At 73.5% G+C, this 18,297-nt stretch carries 17 protein-coding genes; 6 read left to right on the top strand and 11 right to left on the bottom strand.

All coding sequences use genetic code 11. The features are described 5' to 3' along the window. Position 1 precedes the first annotated feature (1 nt). The 4 genes from I4I81_RS01240 to I4I81_RS01225 all read right to left on the bottom strand — a co-directional run bounded on the left by I4I81_RS01240 (position 2) and on the right by I4I81_RS01225 (position 5,030). The gene (locus I4I81_RS01240) at positions 2-439 is read right to left on the bottom strand and encodes a DUF6992 family protein (protein WP_218601888.1); all 438 of its coding nucleotides are present in this window, start codon (positions 437-439) and stop codon (positions 2-4) included. Further along, positions 432-1,979, bottom strand: a complete 1,548-nt coding sequence (locus tag I4I81_RS01235) for a GMC family oxidoreductase (RefSeq protein WP_218601889.1) — start codon at positions 1,977-1,979, stop codon at positions 432-434. Before I4I81_RS01235 ends, I4I81_RS01240 begins: the two co-directional genes overlap by 8 nt. 61 nt (positions 1,980-2,040) lie before the next feature. Then, a complete protein-coding gene (locus tag I4I81_RS01230; protein ID WP_218601890.1) occupies positions 2,041-3,552 on the bottom strand; it encodes an APC family permease in 1,512 nt (503 codons plus the stop codon). After that, a complete protein-coding gene (locus tag I4I81_RS01225; protein ID WP_218601891.1) occupies positions 3,549-5,030 on the bottom strand; it encodes an aldehyde dehydrogenase family protein in 1,482 nt (493 codons plus the stop codon). Before I4I81_RS01225 ends, I4I81_RS01230 begins: the two co-directional genes overlap by 4 nt. A gap of 68 nt (positions 5,031-5,098) precedes the next feature. Here I4I81_RS01225 and I4I81_RS01220 point away from each other — a divergent pair, with 68 nt between their 5' ends. After that, entirely contained in the window at positions 5,099-5,875 is a 777-nt protein-coding gene (locus I4I81_RS01220) for an IclR family transcriptional regulator (RefSeq protein WP_218601892.1), read from the top strand. Between the two features lie 50 nt (positions 5,876-5,925). Here the strand turns inward: I4I81_RS01220 and I4I81_RS01215 are convergent, their stop codons facing one another. From I4I81_RS01215 to I4I81_RS01195, 5 genes are all read right to left on the bottom strand, one after another. Then, the gene (locus I4I81_RS01215) at positions 5,926-6,630 is read right to left on the bottom strand and encodes a type IV toxin-antitoxin system AbiEi family antitoxin (RefSeq protein WP_218601893.1); all 705 of its coding nucleotides are present in this window, start codon (positions 6,628-6,630) and stop codon (positions 5,926-5,928) included. 272 nt (positions 6,631-6,902) lie between these two features. Continuing rightward, complete coding sequence (locus I4I81_RS01210; protein WP_218601894.1) at positions 6,903-8,003, bottom strand: aromatic ring-hydroxylating oxygenase subunit alpha; 1,101 nt, start codon at positions 8,001-8,003, stop codon at positions 6,903-6,905. Further along, complete coding sequence (solA, locus tag I4I81_RS01205) at positions 8,000-9,121, bottom strand: N-methyl-L-tryptophan oxidase (protein WP_218601895.1); 1,122 nt, start codon at positions 9,119-9,121, stop codon at positions 8,000-8,002. Before solA ends, I4I81_RS01210 begins: the two co-directional genes overlap by 4 nt. A 37-nt stretch (positions 9,122-9,158) precedes the next feature. Next, positions 9,159-11,546 carry a GcvT family protein gene (locus I4I81_RS01200; RefSeq protein ID WP_218615734.1) on the bottom strand — a complete coding sequence of 796 codons (2,388 nt, stop codon included), beginning with the start codon at positions 11,544-11,546 and terminating at the stop codon, positions 9,159-9,161. Then, the gene (locus I4I81_RS01195) at positions 11,543-11,872 is read right to left on the bottom strand and encodes a bifunctional 3-phenylpropionate/cinnamic acid dioxygenase ferredoxin subunit (RefSeq protein WP_218606388.1); all 330 of its coding nucleotides are present in this window, start codon (positions 11,870-11,872) and stop codon (positions 11,543-11,545) included. Before I4I81_RS01195 ends, I4I81_RS01200 begins: the two co-directional genes overlap by 4 nt. A gap of 191 nt (positions 11,873-12,063) precedes the next feature. On the opposite strand from I4I81_RS01195, the gene I4I81_RS01190 reads away from it, so the two are divergent. Together I4I81_RS01190 and I4I81_RS01185 are read left to right on the top strand one after the other, a co-directional pair. After that, complete coding sequence (locus I4I81_RS01190) at positions 12,064-12,759, top strand: helical backbone metal receptor (RefSeq protein ID WP_372478335.1); 696 nt, start codon at positions 12,064-12,066, stop codon at positions 12,757-12,759. Between the two features lie 64 nt (positions 12,760-12,823). Further along, positions 12,824-13,417 (top strand): trimeric intracellular cation channel family protein, encoded by a 594-nt coding sequence (locus I4I81_RS01185; protein ID WP_218615732.1) that lies wholly within the window; start codon positions 12,824-12,826, stop codon positions 13,415-13,417. A 65-nt stretch (positions 13,418-13,482) separates the two neighbouring features. Here the strand turns inward: I4I81_RS01185 and I4I81_RS01180 are convergent, their stop codons facing one another. Continuing rightward, positions 13,483-14,097, bottom strand: a complete 615-nt coding sequence (locus I4I81_RS01180; protein WP_218615731.1) for a GOLPH3/VPS74 family protein — start codon at positions 14,095-14,097, stop codon at positions 13,483-13,485. Between the two features lie 58 nt (positions 14,098-14,155). On the opposite strand from I4I81_RS01180, the gene I4I81_RS01175 reads away from it, so the two are divergent. Beyond that, the gene (locus I4I81_RS01175) at positions 14,156-15,601 is read left to right on the top strand and encodes a hypothetical protein (protein ID WP_218615730.1); all 1,446 of its coding nucleotides are present in this window, start codon (positions 14,156-14,158) and stop codon (positions 15,599-15,601) included. On the opposite strand, the gene I4I81_RS01170 is transcribed toward I4I81_RS01175, so the two are convergent. Then, positions 15,540-16,748, bottom strand: coding sequence for an MFS transporter (locus tag I4I81_RS01170; RefSeq protein WP_226363674.1), 1,209 nt, complete (start codon positions 16,746-16,748; stop codon positions 15,540-15,542). The genes I4I81_RS01175 and I4I81_RS01170 overlap by 62 nt on opposite strands. A gap of 62 nt (positions 16,749-16,810) precedes the next feature. Between I4I81_RS01170 and I4I81_RS01165 the strand changes: the two genes are divergently transcribed. Next, complete coding sequence (locus I4I81_RS01165) at positions 16,811-17,227, top strand: hypothetical protein (protein WP_218606007.1); 417 nt, start codon at positions 16,811-16,813, stop codon at positions 17,225-17,227. Continuing rightward, positions 17,224-18,276, top strand: coding sequence for a LacI family DNA-binding transcriptional regulator (locus tag I4I81_RS01160; protein WP_226363673.1), 1,053 nt, complete (start codon positions 17,224-17,226; stop codon positions 18,274-18,276). The genes I4I81_RS01165 and I4I81_RS01160 overlap by 4 nt, the downstream gene beginning before the upstream one ends. The last annotated feature ends 21 nt before the right edge of the window (positions 18,277-18,297 follow it).

Raw genomic sequence — 18,297 nt, 5'->3', positions numbered from 1 at the left:
GTCACCGGCGACCCGACCAGTAGGCGTGGTGGGCGTCGTGCAGCAGCAGGAACGCGCCCTGGACGACGATCCCGGCGCTCGCCCCCGCCGGGCCGGGTCGCCCGCGCCGCCACCGCCACAGCGCCGCGCCACCCGCGACGTACCCGGCATCGAGCGCGACGTTGAGCAGGAGCACCCGGCGCAGCTTCCGGGACTCGGCGGCCAGTGCCGTCGGTGCGTGCGGATCGGGGACGCGCGCCATCCGGCGGGCCTTGAGCCGTCCGGCGACCACGACGACCGCCAGGTCCACCGCCCCCCACCCGGCGTTCTGCAACCCGAATGCGGTGGCCCAGGGCCCGCGCCGGGCCGCGGCGAGACCCAGCCCGGCCGCGACGCTCGCCGCACCCCACGCGGTGGTGGAGCGGGCGAGCGCGTCCTGTCGCGCCCAGGGGTCAGGCACGGAGCAGGTCCGCGGCCTTCTCCCCGACCATCATGCAGGTGATGTTGGGGTTGATCGCCGGCAGGAACGGCAGGATCGACGCGTCGGCGATCCGCAGCCCCTCCACCCCGCGCACCCGCAGTTGGGGGTCCACGACCGCGAGGGGATCGGAGTCCGGCCCCATCTTCGCCGTGCACGCCGGGTGGTAGACGGTGTTGTGGGTCTTGGTGATGTAGTCGGCCAGGTCGGCGTCGGTGACGGCCTCGGGCCCCGGCGTCAGCTCCCGGGTGATCCACTCCTCGAGCGCGGGCTGCTCGGCGATCCGCCGCGCGAGCTTCACGCCGTGCAGCATCACGGCCATGTCGTGGCCCTCGGGGTCGGTGAAGTACCGCGGATCGACCCGCGCGCGGTCCCGGAAGTCGCGGCTGCGCAGCCGCACGGTGCCCCGTGACCGGCCGCGGGTGACGTTCGGCGTCAGGCAGAAGCCGTTGTCGGTCGTCGGGTAGCCCCAGCGCACCGTGTTCAGGTCGAACGGCACCGAGCCGTAGTGCATCATCAGGTCCGGCCGGTCCAGGCCGTCCCGCGTGCGGGCGAACAGCCCGATCTCCCACCACTGCGTGGAGCGCGTGACCATCGGCCGCGCGGCCTCCCACATGACCAGCCCCTCGACGTGGTCGTCGAGGTTGGCACCGACGCCCGGGGCGTCGACGAGCACGTCGATCCCGAACTCGCGCAGGTGCTCCCCCGGCCCGATGCCCGAGAGCATGAGCAGCTTCGGGGTGTCGACCGCACCGGTCGAGAGGATCACCTCGCGGCGCGCGGTCACGGTGCGCCGGCCGGGTCCGATGTCCTGCTGGTACTCGACGCCGGTGGCCCGCCTGCCGTCGAACAGCACACGCGACGCCCACGCCCCGGTGATCACCGAGAGGTTGGTCCGGGTCCCCAGGATCGGGTGCAGGTAGCTCACCGACGCCGACGCGCGCGTGCCGTCGGGGAACTGGTTGATCTGGAAGAACCCCGCACCGTCGGTGACGGTGTGCCCCTCGTTGAACCGCACCGTCGGCAGCCCGACGCCCGCCGCCGCCTCCAGCACGGCGACGCCGCACGGGTCGTCGGGCGGGATCTGCATGAGGTTGACGGGCCCGGAGCGCCCGTGCCCCTGCCACGGCCCGTCGTTGGTCTCCAGGCGTTGCAGCAGCGGCCAGCACTCGTCGGCCGACCAGCCCTCGCAGCCGGAGGCCGCCCACTCGTCGAGGTCCTCGCGAGGGGTCCAGAACGCGATGCACGAGTTGTGCGACGAGCACCCGCCCAGCACCTTCGCGCGCGCGTGGCGCAGGAAGGAGTTGCCGTGCTCCTGCGGCTCGACGAGGTAGTCCCAGTCGTAGCCGGAGTCGAGCAGGCCCATCCAGTCGGTGAGCCGCAGGATCGCCGGGTCGTCGACGTCGGACGGCCCGGCCTCCAGCAGCGCGACGGTGACGGCCGGGTCCTCGGACAGCCGCGCCGCGAGCGCACAGCCCGACGACCCGCCCCCGACGACGACGTAGTCGAACGTGTCGGTCATCTGCCCCTCCGGGGGTCCTGCGCGGACACGGTTGCCCTGGCGACGATATCCGCGCACGGGGTCATGGGGCCTGCTCCAGGTTCTTCGCCATGTGCTCGGGCAGCGTGCCGATGTGGTGACGGCCGCGGATCAGGTACCAGGCCAGCCCGATCACGATGACCGAGCCGATGAAGATGAACGCGATGTAGGCCAGCGCCCCTTCCCCGTAGACCTCCTCGCGCGGCCACGCCAGGTTCAGCGCCATCACCCCGCCCCACAGCACGGCGACGATGTTGACCGGGAGACCGAACCGGCCGAGCGAGAAGTAGCCCGTGCCCCCTCCCGCGTCCGGCCACTCGCCCCGCAGCCGCTTCATCAGCATCGGTCCGGTGACCAGCAGGTACGCGATGTAGATCATGATGATCGCGACGCTCGTGACCGCGGTGAAGATCTTCGGCGTGCCGATGTTGACCACCAGGATCAGCACCGACGCGACGCCGATCAGCACCGCCGGGACGACGGGCGTCTTGCGCTTGGGGTCGATCTTCGCGAGCGTCGCGCCCGCCGGGAGGGCGTTGTCGCGGGCCATCGCGAACATCAGCCGGATGCCGGCGGTGTGCACGGCGAGCGCGCAGACGGTGACCGCGATGACGATGGTGACGAGGAAGACCTTGCCCAGCGTGCTGCCCAGCGCCTGCAGGACGATCAGCTGGAGGCCGCCGGCGGAGGTGCCCAGGGCCGGGTCGGCCAGGTCGGGCGCAGCGAGGATGGCGAACAGCAGGATCAGTCCGCCGATCACGAACGAGGCGATGACGGCCCGCAGGATCGCGGTGGGCGCGGTGCGGCGCGGGTCGACCGTCTCCTCCCCCAACGAGCTGGCGGTGTCGAAGCCGTACATGACGTACGCGCTGGCCAGCGCGGCCACCAGGAACGCGCCCAGGTAACCGAGCCCGCTGTCCTCGCCGAGGCCCTGGGTGTCGAACAGGACCGTCGGCGGGTTCACGATGTTCACGGCGAGCAGCACGATGAGCAGCACGGCGGCGACCAGCTCGATGAACACCCCGGCGCTGTTGATCCGGGCCATCAGCTTCACACCGAACGCGTTGACCGCGGTGGTGAACGCGATGAGGATCGCTCCCCAGATCACGGCGCTGATGGCGAAGTCGGTCTCGCCGGTGCCGTCGCCCACGAGCTGGAAGCCGCTCCAGATCTGCGGCAGCGTGATCTGGTAGGCCAGCACCACCGCGGTGAGCGTCACGACCGACGCCGTGAACATCATCCAGCCGGCGAGCCAGCCCGTGACCGGCCGCCCGAGCCGCTTGGACCAGTTGTAGACCGACCCCGCCACCGGGTAGCGCCCCGCGAGCTCCGCGAAGCACAGCGCGATGGTGATCTGGCCCGCGAACACCATCGGCCAGCTCCACCAGTACGCCGGCCCGCCGAACGCGTAGCCGAAGTAGAAGAGCTGGAAGGTGCCCGTGAGGATCGAGATGTAGCTGACACCCGCCGCGAAGCTGGCGAACTTGCCGATGCTGCGGTCGAGCGACTGGGAGTAGCCGAACTCGGCCATCCCGTCGTCCTGGCTCGTGCTCATGATGATGATTCCTCTCCTCGGAACCACCGCATCGGAGCCGGCGCGGTGTTGTGCCAGATGTGCTTGTGCTCCTGGTACTCGGCCAGCCCGGTCGGCCCGAGCTCCCTCCCGTTGCCGGAGGACCCCATCCCGCCCCACTCCGCAGCGGGGACGTAGGGGTGGTAGTCGTTGATCCACACCGTGCCGTGGCGCAGGGCCCCGGCGACGCGGTGCGCACGCGCCATGTCCTGGGTCCAGACCGCTCCGGCGAGGCCGTACTCGGTGTCGTTGCCGAGCGCGATCGCCTCCGCCTCGGTGCGGAACGTCTCGACGGTGAGGATCGGCCCGAACGTCTCCTCCCGGATCACCCGGGAGTCCCGGCTGACGTCGGCGAGCACGGTGGGCCGGTAGAAGAACCCGTCCTGCAGCTCGGGCTCGTCGGGCCGCTTCCCGCCCGCGACGAGCCGCGCCCCGTCGGCCAGGGCGTCGGCGACGAACCGCTCGATCTTCTCGCGCTGTGCCGCGGACACCATCGGCCCGGACTCGGTGCCCTCGACGAGCCCGCCGCCGAGCCGGATCAGCTCCGCGCGCCGCCCGATCTCGGCGACCAGCTCGTCGTGCATCGACTCCTCGACGATCAGCCGCGCCCCCGCCGAGCACACCTGCCCGGCGTGCAGGAAGACCGCCGTCAGGGCCCAGTCGGCGGCGAGGTCGATCGGGGTGTCGGCGAAGACGATGTTGGGGTTCTTCCCGCCCAGCTCCACCGCGACCCGCTTCACGGTGGCGGCGCTCGCGCGGATGATCGCCTGCCCGGTCGTCAGCCCGCCGGTGAAGCTGACCATGTCGACTCCCGCGTGCTCGGTCAGCGGCGCGCCCACGTCGCGGCCGTTGCCCAGCACGATGTTGACCACGCCCGGCGGCACCCCGGCCTCCTCGCACAGGCGCACCAGGATCACGCTGGTCAGCGGCGTGACCTCGCTGGGCTTGATCACGCACGTGTTGCCGGCGGCCAGCGCGGGCGCGAGCTTCCAGGACAGCTGCAGCAGCGGGTAGTTCCAGGGCGTGATCAGCACGCAGACGCCCACCGGCTCGTGCACGACGCGGGACAGCACGTTCGCCTGCCCGACGTCGACGATCCGGCCGGGGTCCTTGTCGGCGAGGTCGGCGTAGTAGCGGAACACCGCGGTGACGTCGTCGACGTCGATGCGGGACTCGACGATCGTCTTGCCCGTGTCGAGGGTCTCGGTGCGGGCGATGGACTCCTTGTCGCGCACCAGCAGGTCGGCGATCCGCCGCAGCAGCGCGCCCCGCTCGGGGGCCGGGGTCGTCCGCCACGGTCCGGTGTCGAAGGCGGCGCGCGCGGCGGCGACCGCGCGCGCCACGTCGTCGGGGCCCGCCTGGTCGACCGTCTCGACCACGCTCCCGTCGAACGGGTTGATCACGTCGTCGGTACCGCCGGTGCCGGCGGTCCACTTTCCGTCGATGAAGAGGCTGGGCACGCGTTGATCGTCCTCACCCGCGCCGCCACGTCAAGCACTCGGTTCGGATTGGTGCTTATAGTTTCGCCATGGGCAACACTGCTGCTCGGGATGGGGGCGTCCAGTCCGTCGATCGGGCCATCAGCGTGTTGGAGATCCTCGCGAGACGCGGTGAGGCGGGCGTCAGCGAGGTGGCCGCGGAGATCGACGTGCACAAGTCCACCGCGTTCCGCCTCCTCGGTGCGCTGGAGGGGCGCGGGCTCGTCGAGCAGGCGGAGGACCGGGGCAAGTACCGCCTCGGGTTCGGCCTGATCCCGCTCGCCGGTGCCGTCTCCGACCGCCTCGACGTCACCCGGCAGGGCCGCGCCGTCTGCTCCCGGCTGGCGTCGGAGATGGGCGAGACGATCAACCTCGCGGTGCTCCAGGGGCACTGGGCGGTCAACGTCGACCAGGCGCTCGGCCCGTCGACGGTCTCCACGCACAACTGGATCGGCCGCCTCACCCCGCTGTACTGCACGTCCAGCGGCAAGATCCTGCTCGCCCACCTGCCCGCCGAGCACCGGACCGCGCTGCTCACCGCGTCCGGCATGGAGCGGTTGACCCCCCGCACCGCCACCATCGACGCCCTGGAGAGCGAGCTCGCGAAGGTCCGTGCCTCCGGGTACGCCGTCGCGCTGGAGGAGTACGAGACGGGCCTCAACGCCGTCGCCGCCCCGGTGCACGACCGCAGCGGCAACGTGATCGCGGCCCTGAGCGTGAGCGGCCCGGCCTACCGCCTCGACGAGGACCGCCTCGCCACGCTGACGGCCCCCCTGGTCCGGGGGGCGGACGAGATCTCCAAGCGGATGGGCTGGTACGCCGCGTGAGGGTCCACTGAGCGCTGTTCGGCCCGCGTGCAGCAGCGCTGGATGTCATCTCACGCGCCGAGCGCCCGCTCGATCTTCGCGACGACCTCGTCGGGCTCGCCGTACACCTCGTACTTCGTGAAGCGGTACAGGCGCCGGCCGTGGTCGACCAGGTCCGTGCCGCGGCCGACGTCGCGCAGCACGCGCTCGGGTCTCGTGTGCTCGGCCCCCTCGTACTCGATGCCGATGCGCCGCTCCGGGTACGCGAGGTCGAGCCGGACGGCCCGGCGGCGGCGCTCGTCCTGCACCACCCACTGGACCTCGGGCCCCGGCAGCCCGCGCAGCACCAGCAGGAGCCGCAGGCGCGTCTCCATCGGCGATCCCGCCCGCGGGTCGGCGAGGTCCACCACGCGCGGGAGGCGGCGTCTCCCCCGGGCCCGCGGGTAGCGCTCCGCCCACCGCAGCACCTCCTGGGGGGCGAATCTCCCCACCCGGCTCAGCGCGTCGACCGCGGCGACGGCGTCGACGAGATCCGCGCGGGTGCGCGCGAGGTCGTACGCGGTGCGCAGCGGCGTCGTCACCGGGACGTCGGCCACCCGCACGACCTCGCTGCGGAGCAGCCGGTCGCGCCGCACGACCAGGCCGGGGCACGGGTGGACGCCGCCACCGGGCACCGTGATCTCGACCGGCGCGCCGACGGGGCCGCAGGACGCGTCGAGCAGCTCCGCGGCGGAGTACCCCGCCACCACACCGCGCCCCCACGAACAGGTACGCACCGGTCGACCGCAGGGCCAGGTCCGGCGGACCGTCACCGGCGGGGGCGTAGACGTCCGGGAAGAGCCGCACGAACCCCGGCCCCCGCAACCGCCCCGGCGTGACGAGACCGGCCGAGACCGCACCCGACCCCCGGAACACGGCGGGCCACCCCGGCACGGACACCCGAAGAGCATCACGAACCACCCCCACACCCCGTGGCGATTCGCGACAACTCGTCGTGAGATGGCGGTCAGCGCTGTTCGATCACGGCCGGACGACGCTGACCGTCATCTCACGCGAGGCGGTCGCTGACCCAGCGGTGGAACTCGCCGATGTGGTGCTCGCTGGGCACCAGCACTCCCCCGTTGCGGTACGCGCGGCTTCCCATGCCGGGCTGGGTGCGCTCGCACGCGGCGAAGTCCTGCTGGTTGACGCGGTGGAACAGCTCCACGCTCGCGTCGATCTCGGTGACCCCCGGGGCGAAGAGCCAGTCGCACTCGACGACCGTGCGGTCGGCGGCCAGCGGCGTCATCCGGTGCACGATCACGTGGTCGGGCACCAGGTTGACGAACACCTGCGGCTTGATCGTGATCGCGTAGTAGCGGCGGTCCTGGTCCTCCGCGATCCCCGGGAGCCGGTCGGCCCCCGCCCGACCGTCGACCGTGAAGCCCTGTGCGTCGGGTGCGAACGCCGCGCCGTGGCCCACGAAGTACTGCGCGGCGAAGCCGTCGGCGAACTCCGGGAGCACCTCGGTCAGCTCCGGGTGGATCGTGGCGCAGTGGTAGCACTCCATGAAGTTCTCGACGATGAGCTTCCAGTTCGACGCCACGTCGTAGCGGATGCGGCGGCCGAGCACGAGTGCACCGACGTCGTAGCGGTCGATCGAGTCGACGTCGCCCAGGCGCGTCACCACCTCGCCGATCACGTCGTCGTCGAACGACGGGGGGTCGGCCGCGAGGCAGACCCACACGTACCCGAGCCACTCCCGCAGGTGCACGACGTGCAGGCCGTACTCGGCGCGGTCGACGTCGGGCATCGTGGTGAGGTTCGGGGCGGCGATCAGCTCGCCGGACAGCGAATAGGTCCAGGCGTGGTACGGGCACTGCAGGTTGCGGCGCAGCTGCCCGGACTCCTCGGTGCACAGCGCCGCGCCGCGGTGGCGGCAGACGTTGAGGAACCCGCGGACCGCCCCGTCGCGGCCGCGGACGAGCACCACCGACTCGCGGCCGACGGTGACGGTCCGGAACGCGCCGGGCCCGGTGAGGTCGGCGGCGAGCGCGACGCAGGTCCAGGTCTGCTCGAAGATCCGCTCCTGCTCCAGCGAGAACAGCGTCGCGTCGGTGTACGCGGAGCCGGGGAGCGTCGTGATCAGCGACGGTTGGACGGCGGTCACGTGAGGCGCTCCGGGTCGAAGAGTCCGATCGGGTGGGCGGTGGAGCCGGTCGTCGCGAGGTCGGCGCAGATCTCCCCGATCACCGGCACGAACTTGAAGCCGTGCCCGGAGAACCCGCACGCGATCGTGACGCGGTCGCGGCGGCGGATCACGAAGTGCTCGTCGGGCGTGGTCGTGTACATGCACGGCACGGCCTGCACCAGCGGCCCGACCAGGCTCGGGAGCGTGTCGGCGACGCGCGCGCGCATCTCGTCGACCTCGGCGTCGGTGACGACGCGGTCGAGCGCGTCGGGGTCGGCGTCGGTGCCGCGGCGGAAGAACGCGACCTTCACCCCGCCGCGCGGCCCGTCGATCGCGGGGAAGCCGTAGATCTGCGCTCCCCCGGCCTGCTCGGAGACGTACACCGGGTTGTCGACGAACGGCTCCACCCCGCCCGGCGGCGCGAACCAGTACTGCACCTGGCGCTCGACGCGCAGCGGCAGGCCGAGGTCGCGCAGCAGCGACGGCGCCCACGCCCCCGGGCTGACGACGACGTGCCCGGCGGTGAACGTGCCGTCCGACGTGCGGACGGTGACCCCGTCGCCCGCCTCGGTGACGTCGAGGACCTGCTGCCCGAAGCGCAGGTCGGCGCCGTCGCGGGCGGCGAGGTCGAGGTGCGCGGCGACCGTCGCCTCCGGGCGGACGAAGCCGGCGCGCTGCTCGTAGACGGCCACCTCGTCCGGGGCCGGGGTGATCGTCGGGAAGCGGGTGCGGACCGCGTCGGCGTCGAGCACCTCGTGCGGGAGGTCCCACTCCTGTGCCGCACGCAGACTCCCGGCGAAGGTCGTGCTCTGCTCCGGGCCGAGGTAGAGACCGCCGGTCAGTGTCAGGAGGTCGACCGACGCGTCCTTCTCCGCCTCCTCCCACAGCTCGTAGGCGCGCAGCAGCAGCGGGACGTAGGCCGGGTCCTCGAAGTAGGACTGGCGGATGACCCGCGAGCCGCCGTGGCTGGAACCGCGGTCGTGCGCCGGGGTGAACTGCTCGAGCCCCAGCACCCGCACCCCGCGCGCGGCGAGGTGGCGGACGGTGGCCGACCCCATCCCGCCGAGGCCGACCACGATGACGTCGACGGTGTTCATTTCGCCTCCGCGGGAAGGAGTTCGTCGGCGGCGGCGCTCACGACCGGATCCGCTTCATCTCGGGGTCGAACAGGGGCTCGGCGGCCACCACCGCTGCGAGGCGCTCGCCGAAGTACTCGATCTGCACCGGAGTGCCCGGCGACGCCGCCGCTGCGGGCAGCCAGGCGTAGGCGATGGAGGCGTCGATCGTGTAGCCGTAGGCCGCGCTGGTGACGTACCCGGCGCAGGCCCCGGCGTGGAACACCGGCTCCTTGCCCATGACGACGTGCGCCGGGTCCTCCAGCAGCAGCGGCACGAGCCGGCGGGCCGGTTGCACCTCCGCGCGGGGCTTCACCGCGAACGCGATGCCGGCCTCGTACGGATCGTGCTCGGTGGTCATGTCGGTGCCCGCGGAGCGGTAGCCCTTCTCCAGCCGCAGCGAGTTGAACGCGCTGCGCCCGGCCGCGATGACGCCGTGCTCCTGCCCGGCCGCCCACAGCAGGTCCCACAGCCGCAGCCCCAACTCGGCGCTGCAGTACAGCTCCCAGCCCAGCTCGCCGACGTAGGACAGCCGCATCGCGGTGACCGGCACCTCGCCGACGTGGATGCGCCGCGCCCGGAAGTAGCCGAAACCGGTGTGCGAGACGTCGTCGGTGGTGAGCGAGGCGAGCACGTCGCGCGCCCTCGGACCCCACAGCCCGATGCAGCAGGTGGCGCCGGTGATGTCGCGGACCTGCACGTCGTCCCCGGCCGCGCGCGCGAGCACGTCGAGGTCGAGGTTGGAGTTGCAGCCCACCTGGAAGCGGTCCTCGGCCAGCCGGGCGACGGTGAGGTCGCTGCGGACGCCGCCGTTCCCGTCGAGCAGCAGGGTGTAGGTGACGGCACCCGGCTTCTTGCGCAGGTCGTTCGTCGTGAGGCCGTCGAGGAGGTCGAGGGCACCGGGGCCGGAGACCTCGAGGCGCTTGAGCGGCGTCATGTCGTACATCGCGACGCGCTCGCGCGTGACCAGCGCCTCGGCACCGGCGATCGGCGACCAGAACCGCGACGCCCACTCCCCGCGCCCGGGGATCCGGCCGACCTCGGACAGGTCGGCGTTCGCCTCGAACCACAGCGGCCGCTCCCAGCCCGCGCCCTCGGTGAACACCGCGCCGAGCTCGACCTGACGGGCGTGGAACGGGCTCACGCGCAGCGGCCGCGGCCGCACCGGGGGCTCGAGCGGGTGGATGATGTCGTAGACCTCGACGAAGCTCTGCTCGCTCCGCGTCTGCACGTAGGAGGGGGCGAGCTGCGGCTCCTCGAAGCGGGCGAGGTCGGCCTCGTGCAGGTCGACGCCCGGCTCCCCCTCGACGATCCAGCGCGCGACGGCCCGCGCGACGCCGCACGAGTGCGTCACCCAGACGGCCTCGGCCACCCAGAAGCCCTGAACCGCAGGATGTTCGCCGATCAGCGGCATCCCGTCGGCGGTGAAGGAGAAGATGCCGTTGAAGCCGTGCTCGACCTCGGTCAGCGACGGCAGCAGAGCGCGCGCGTCGCCCCAGGAGGGGGCGAAGTCCTCGACGGTGAAGTCGAGCTTGCTGGGCATCGGGTGGGCGGGCGATGTCTCGGTCGGCAGGTCGCCCAGGTCGACGGGCATCGGGCGGTGGGCGTAGGAGCCGATGCCGATGCGGTCGGTGTGCTCGCGGAAGTAGAGGTCGCGGTCCTGGTGGCGCAGGATCACCGCGCTCGCCTCGCGGGTGGCGCCGGCCAGCTCGGGCAGCGGCGTCGTGGTGGCGTACTGGTGCGCCATCGGCAGCAGTGGGATAGCCAGGTCGACGAGCGCACCGGTCTGCGGGCCCCAGAAGCCGGTGCAGGACACGACGCGGTCGGCCGGGACGTCGCCGTGGTCGGTACGGACGCCGGTCACGCGGCCGTGCTCGGTGAGGATCTCCAGGACGCGGTGCCCGCCGAGGACACGCGCTCCGCGGTCGGTGGCGCGGGCGAGCTGCGCGGCGACGGCGCCGGGGGCGTTCGCCAGGCCGTCGGTGGGGGTGTGGAAGCCGCCGAGCACGCTGTGTCCGTCGTCGTGGCGCGCGGGCAGCAGGGGGTGCAGCGCGGCGCACTTGTCGGCGTCGACGAGTCGGGAGTCGATCCCCCAGCTCTGCGCGAGTCCGTGGCGGCGGCGCAGGTCGAGCAGTCGCTCCGGGGTGATGGCGACCTCCAGGCCGCCGACCGGGTTGAACGCGCCCAGCTCCGTCATCTTCTCGACGGTGTACTGCGCGAGGCCTGCCATCGTCTTGGACGGGTTGGTCTGGAACACCAGGCCGGGGGCGTGCGACGACGAGCCGCCCGGGAGCGGGAGCTCGCCGCGGTCGAGGACGGTGACGTCGGTCCAGCCCAGTGCGGTCAGCTCGTCGGCGACGGCGGCGCCCACGACACCGGCGCCGATGACGACGACGCGCGGGGTCACGACGCCACGTCGAGCGTGATGTCGGCCGCGACCAGCACGTAGACGGCGTCGGCGTCGATCACGACCTGGTGGGTGCGCACCGGGCGGCGCGCGAGCAGGCCGTCCGGTTCGCCGGTGCGCAGGTCGAAGATCGCCGCGTGCAGCGGGCACTCGACCTCGCACCCCTCCAGCCAGCCGTCGGCGAGCGAGGCGTCCTGGTGGGTGCAGGTGTCGTCGATGGCGTAGAGCTCGCCGTCGGTCGTGTGGAAGACCGAGACGGGCGGGGTGAGGGGCAGGCGGCGGGCCGTGCCGGGCTGGAGGTCGGCGAGGGCGCAGACGTAGATCATGAGGGCTCCGGAAGCGCAGTACGGAACGGGGTGCACCTGGCGCAACAACGGTCGCTGCGCACCCGGCCCGCTGTCAAGAGGTTGCGGCGACCGGAAACGCGGTCGTCACGCGCCATCCCCGTAGGGTCACCCGGGTGGCTGTGGATGACCTCGGGACCGACGTGGACGTATCGGACACCGTGGGACGAGTGGTGTCGATCGTCCCCTCGCTGACGGAGGCCGTCGCGGCCACCGCGCCCGGCCTGCTCGTCGGCGTCACCGACTGGTGCACCCACCCCGGGGACCTCGACGCCGCCCGGATCCGGGGCACGAAGAACCCGGACGTCGACGCGATCGTCGCCCTGCGACCGGACCTCGTCGTGGCGAACCAGGAGGAGAACCGGGTCCCGGACCTCGACGCGCTGCGCGCCGCCGGGGTGGCCGTCTACGTCACCGACATCCGCACGCTCGATGACGCGTTCGGCTCGCTCGCCCGCATGCTCGCGGCGTGCCGACTCGGCCGGCCGGCCTGGCTCGACGAGGCCGAGGCGGCGTGGGCGGCGGTCCCCGTCCCGTCGCGGCGGCGGCGGGCGGTGATCCCGATCTGGCGCAAGCCGTGGATGGCCGTCGGGTCCGACACGTTCACCGGGGCGCTGCTGGCCCGGCTCGGCGTCGACAACGTGCTGGGCGACGACCCGGAGCGGTACCCGAAGTTCGACCCCGCCGCACTCCCCGCGCACGACCTCGCCGTGCTCCCCGACGAGCCGTACCTGTTCACCGCCGACGACGGACCCGAAGCGTTCCCCGGGGTCCCGTCCGCGCTGGTCAGCGGCAGGCTGCTGACCTGGTACGGCCCGAGCCTGACCGAGGCCGCCCGCACCCTCCCCGCCGCCCTGCACACCCCCTGACCCCGCACCCCATCCCGCGAGTCGCTGTTCTCACGCCCGCGAGTCGCGGATCTAGGCTCGCCCCGTGCTCGTCGTCCTCGACCTACTCGGTGTCGCCGTCTTCGCCGCCTCCGGCGCACTGGCCGCGGTCCACGCCCGGCTGGACGTGTTCGGGGTCGTCGTCCTCGCCGCCGTCACCGCGCTCGGCGGCGGGATCGTGCGCGACCTCCTCCTCGGCATCACCCCGCCCTCGACGCTGCGCCAGTGGCCCTACCTGCTCGTGCCGGCGGTCGTCGCGCTGCTGGTGTTCCGCTGGCACCCGGCGGTCGCGCGGTTGCGCCGCGGGGTGCAGCTCGCCGACGCACTCGGGCTTGCGCTGTTCGTCACCACCGGCACCGCGGTGGCACTGGGCACGGGCGCGCCGGCGATCACCTCGGCACTGGTCGGGGTGATCACCGGCGTCGGCGGCGGTGTGCTGCGCGACCTGCTGCTCAACGAGATCCCGACGGTCCTGCGCCGCGAGATCTACGCGCTGGCCGCGGCAGCGGGCGCTGCCGTCGTCGTCGTCGGTGACCGCCTCGGGCTTCCCCAGCTCCCGGTCACACTGGCCGCCGCGGTGCTGGTGGCGGGGCTGCGGGTCCTCGCCCTGTGGCGTCGGTGGAACGTCCCCGTCCCCTAGGAGCCACCACCCCCGTCGGCCCCGGCGCCGGAGACCGACGCCGCCACCACCCCGATCATCACCGCCTACTGCGCGGCGGCCACCACCTCGGCGACCTCCCCGCCCAGCGGGGTCTCCTCGGTGAACGCCGTGGCCCGCTTCCGCGCGTCCCGCCGTTCCGACCGCTCGACGAGCTTCTTCACCAGATCGGCCGGCCCGAGCAGACCCGCGAGCAGCCGGGTGCGCGGGTCGGGGTCGGGCTCACGACCGGTCAGCGCTGCCGCCACCAGCCCCTCCAGCGAGGAGCGCGGCTCGGGTCCGACGTCCGGGAAGCGCCTGACGGTGACGCCGAGGAAGCTCACCCGCTCGTCGCGCACGATGCCTCGCTCCGCCAGCCCGACGCCGATCGTCTCCTGGAGGGAGAGCTTGCGCGGCAACCGGTTCAGCCAGTGGCTCGGCTTGCGCGGCCGGTCCGACTCGGCCAGCAGCGCCAGCGCGTCCTGCAGGTGCGCCCGCGGCAGCGACGCGTACTTGTGCGGCACCACCCGCCCGTCCTGCAGCGTGATCGCGGCGGCCACGGCGAGCGAGATCAGCACCGCTCCGGCGAGCGGCACGTCGATGCCGACGGTGCTGCGGTCGCGGCCCGACTCGGGGTCCCGCGAGATCAGGAACAGCTCCTCGTCCAGTGTCAGATCCCCCATGGCGCGACGGTATCGGCCGTCCGGCCGGGGCGCCGGACATCACCTAGTGTGGCGTCAGGTGGGGGAACGCAGCACGCCGACGGGTGGCCGGGCACGACACGGATGGGTGGCCGCACTGGTCGTGCTGCTCGCCGGGTGCACGGTGAGTCCGCCGCCACCGGCCCTGGCGCCGCAGGTCAGCGAGCCCGCCTACGCCGTGACGGTGCTCGACGGCGACCCCGCCGCCCTCGCGACGGACACCAGCACCACGCTGTTCGCGTCGTCACCGCTCGCCGTGCTCGCCGCCGCCGACGACCCGGCGGCGCAGGCCGAGGCGGGCGAACGGGCCACCGGTCTCGGGGTGCCGCTGCTGCTCACCGGTGACCCGTCGGCCGAGCTCGACCGGCTCGGCGCCACGACGGTCCTGCCGGTCGGGACGGGCGCCGAGGCGTGGGTGGCCGCGTCCGGGCGCGTCGTCACCGCGGACGACCCCGACGTGACGGCCCCGCCGGCCCGCGACGTCCTGGTCCTGACCGTCGACCCCACCTCCCCCGCCGCAGCCACCGCACGGGCGTCCGGTGCGCGCGTCGAGGCCGTCACCGATCCCGACCCCCGCATCGCGCCGCCGCCCGGTCTGGACCCGCGCCCGGCCCACGTCGTCGCGCTCGGCGAAGGGTTCGGACCGGCGGAGCGGCTCTCGGCCCGGCTCGACGTCGCGGCAGGCGGGTCGGCACTGCCCGGCGGCGGGCAGGTGCTGTTCCCGGGGCACCGGATGGTCGCGCTCTACGGCCACCCCGGCGTGCCCGCGCTCGGCGTCCTCGGGGAGCAGGGCATCCCGGAGTCGATCGCGCGGGCGCAGGCGTTGGCCGCGGAGTACCAGCCGGTGTCCGACCAGCCCGTCGTGCCGGCGTTCGAGCTGATCAGCACCGTCGCCGACGCCGGACCCGGCCCCGACGGCGACTTCAGCTCCGAGGCGACCGTGGAGTTCCTGCGGCCGTGGGTCGACGCGGCGCGCGAGGCGGGCGTGTACGTCGTCCTCGACCTGCAGCCCGGCCGCGCCGACTTCCTCACCCAGGCCCGGCGCTACGCCGACCTGCTCACGCAGCCGCACGTCGGGCTCGCACTGGACCCGGAGTGGCGCCTGGGGCCGGACGAGCGGCCGTCGCAGCAGATCGGGGCAGTCGGCGTCGAGGAGATCAACGCCGTGAGCACCTGGCTGGCCGACCTGACCCGCGACGACGCGCTGCCCCAGAAGCTGCTGATGGTGCACCAGTTCCGGCTCTCGATGATCCAGGGCCGCGAACGCCTCGACACCTCGCGCGACGAGCTCGCGGTGCTCCTGCACGCCGACGGCTTCGGCGTGCCCGGGGAGAAGCTCGGCACCTGGGCGGCGCTGCACGACGGCGAACCGGCCGGCGTCGACTGGGGCTGGAAGAACTTCTACGACGAGGACACGCCGATGTTCAGCCCGCAGCAGACCCTCGGGGTCGGGCCGGTTCCGCCGGTGTTCGTGTCGTTCCAGTAGGCCGCGCGGCCCCGGTGGCCAGCAGGCCGATCATCAGCGCACCGAGCACGACGAACAAGGCCCTGAGGATGCCGGCGTCCTGCGCGAGCAGGCCGATCAGCGGCGGCCCGGCCAGGAACGCCGTGTACCCCACCGAGCTGACGACGGACACCCGCGCCGCGGCCATCGCGGGATCGTCGGCGGCCGCGCTCATCCCGACGGGGAAGCCCAGTGACGCACCGAGACCCCAGAGCAGCGCACCGGCCAGTGCCACCGGCACCGACCCCCCGACGAGCACGAGCAGCAGCCCGACCAGCGCGAGCCCGGCCGCGGCGCGCAGCACCACGACCCGCCCGAAGCGCTCCAGGGCCGAGCCGCCGAACGTGCGCCCGATCGTCATCGCGGTGACGAACATGCCGAACGCGATCGCGCCGACGGTCTCGCTCGACCCGTAGCCGTCGACCAGCGCGTAGGCGATCCAGTCGTTGGCCGACCCCTCGGTGAACGCGAAGCCCAGGACGAGCACGCCGATCAGCAGCGTGCGCGGCTCGCGCCAGGCCGCGAGCACCCCGCTGCCGCCCTCGGCCTTCGTCGGGGCGGGGGTCGACGGGAGGAACCCGCGCACGGCCACCGTCATGACGATCGGGATCAACACGACGACGCCGACGATCTGGGCGGCCAGCGGGACGCCGGTGGCCGCGGTGGCCGCGCCGATCCCGGCCCCGGTGACGGTGCCGACACTGAACGCGGCGTGCAGCCGCGGCATCAGGGTGCGGCCGCGGCGCTGCTCGACCTCGGCCCCGGCGACGTTCATCGCGACGTCCCACACGCCCGTGCCGAGACCGGTGATCACGAGGCCAACCGCGGCGGGCAGCACCGTCCCGGTGAGCAGCCCGGTGGCCAGGCTCGCGAGGCCGGCGGTCTCGGTCAGCGCCGCGGCGAGCACCGATCGACCCGGGCCCAGCCGCGCGACGAGCGGGCCGGCCAGCGGCAGTCCGGCGACCGACCCCACCGAGAGGCACAGCAGCATCAGCGCGAGCTGCGCGGTCGTGAGGCCCAGCCCGTCCGCGATCGCCGGGGTGCGGCTGATGAACGACGCGAACGCCAGCCCGTTCACGGCGAAGGCCACCACCACCGCGTTGCGCGCCCGGCGCAGTTCGGTCGTCACCACATGCTCCCGTCGAATCGATTCGATGCGCGGACGAGAGTACGCCACGGATAGGGTCGGGCGTGACCTGGTTACAGCTGCACCTCGTCTCCACAGCGGTGCTCGCGGGCGTCGGCTGGGTGGTGCAGGTGGTCGTCTACCCGGCGTTCGCGCTGGTCGGACCGGCGGAGTGGCCCGCGTACCACCGCCAGCACCTGCGGCGGATCGGCTGGGTCGTCGGGCCGCCGTGGCTCGTGCAGGGGGTGTCCGTCGGGGCACTGCTGCTGGCGTCGCCGTGGGAGTTCGCTCCGCTCGCGGTGCTCGCCGCGGCCGGTGTCGTGCTCACGGTGGCCGGGGCCGTACCCGCCCACGACCGGCTCGAGACCGGCCGCGACCTGCGCCGTCTCCTGCGCGCCAACCTCCTGCGCACGCTCGTCTGGAGCGCGGCGACCGTGGTGGCGGCGGTGCAACTCGCCGTCGGACTACCGTTCCCCCCGTGAGCGCCCGCCCGACCCTGGCCACCGTGGCCGCGCGCGCCGGGGTGTCGCCGTCGACGGCGTCACTCGCGTTCTCCGGCAGCCCGCGGGTCGCCCCACCGACCCGCGAGCGCGTGCTGACGGCCGCCGCCGAGCTGGGCTACGCCGGCCCCGACCCGATCGCGGCCTCCCTACGCCGCGGCCGCAGCGGCGTCATCGGGGCGTTCGTCGGCGAGCGCCTGCTCTACGCGTTCCGCGACCCGGTCGCCGTCCAACTGCTCGACGGCATCACCGAGGTCCTCGGCGCACACGACGTCGGACTGCTGCTCCTCGCCGGCGACACCGGCCGCCCGTCGACCGCGCAGATCGCCCGGATCCCGCTCGACGCCGCGATCTTCGCGACCTGCGGTCTCGAGGACGACCCCGCGCTCGACCTGCTGCTCACCCGCGGCGTGCCCGTCGTCGCCGTCGAGGGGCCGGCGGTGGCCGGGGTGGTCCTCGTCGACATCGACGACCGCTCCGGCACCGCCGACCTCGCCCGCCACCTGCACGGGCTCGGGCACCACCGCGTCGAGGTCGTCGCGATGCCGCTGCGGCTCGACGGGCGGCGCGGGCCCGTCGACGGCGCCCGCCGCGGCCGCGCCCACTACCGCGACGTGCGGCACCGACTGGAGGGCGTCGAGGACGTCTTCGGAGCGGTGCCGGCGTTCGAGACGGCCAGCAACGCCGTCGACGAGGGCGTGCACGCCGGGCGCGTCCTGCTCGACGTCCCCGCGGCCCGACGGCCCACCGCGGTGATCGCGCAGAGCGACATCCTCGCCGCCGGGGTGCTGCAGGCGGCCGCGGAGCTGGGGCTGGAGGTGCCGGGCGACGTCAGCGTGGCCGGGTTCGACGGCGCCGACCTCCCCTGGTTGGGCGCCACCCGCCTGACGACGGTGGTGCAACCGACCGACGAGAAGGGTCGGCGCGCGGCGCAGGCGGCGATGGACCTGGCCGACGGCCTGCACCCGGAGGACACCCTCCTCCCGGTGGCGCTGCGCATCGGCACCACGACCGGCCCCCCACCCCCCTGACCGCGATTCCTCCGATCCACC

The organism is Pseudonocardia abyssalis, assembly GCF_019263705.2.
GTDB lineage: Bacteria > Actinomycetota > Actinomycetes > Mycobacteriales > Pseudonocardiaceae > Pseudonocardia > Pseudonocardia abyssalis.
The sequence above is the reverse complement of the archived record's forward strand: the minus strand, read 5'-3'. Positions and strand labels throughout refer to the sequence as shown.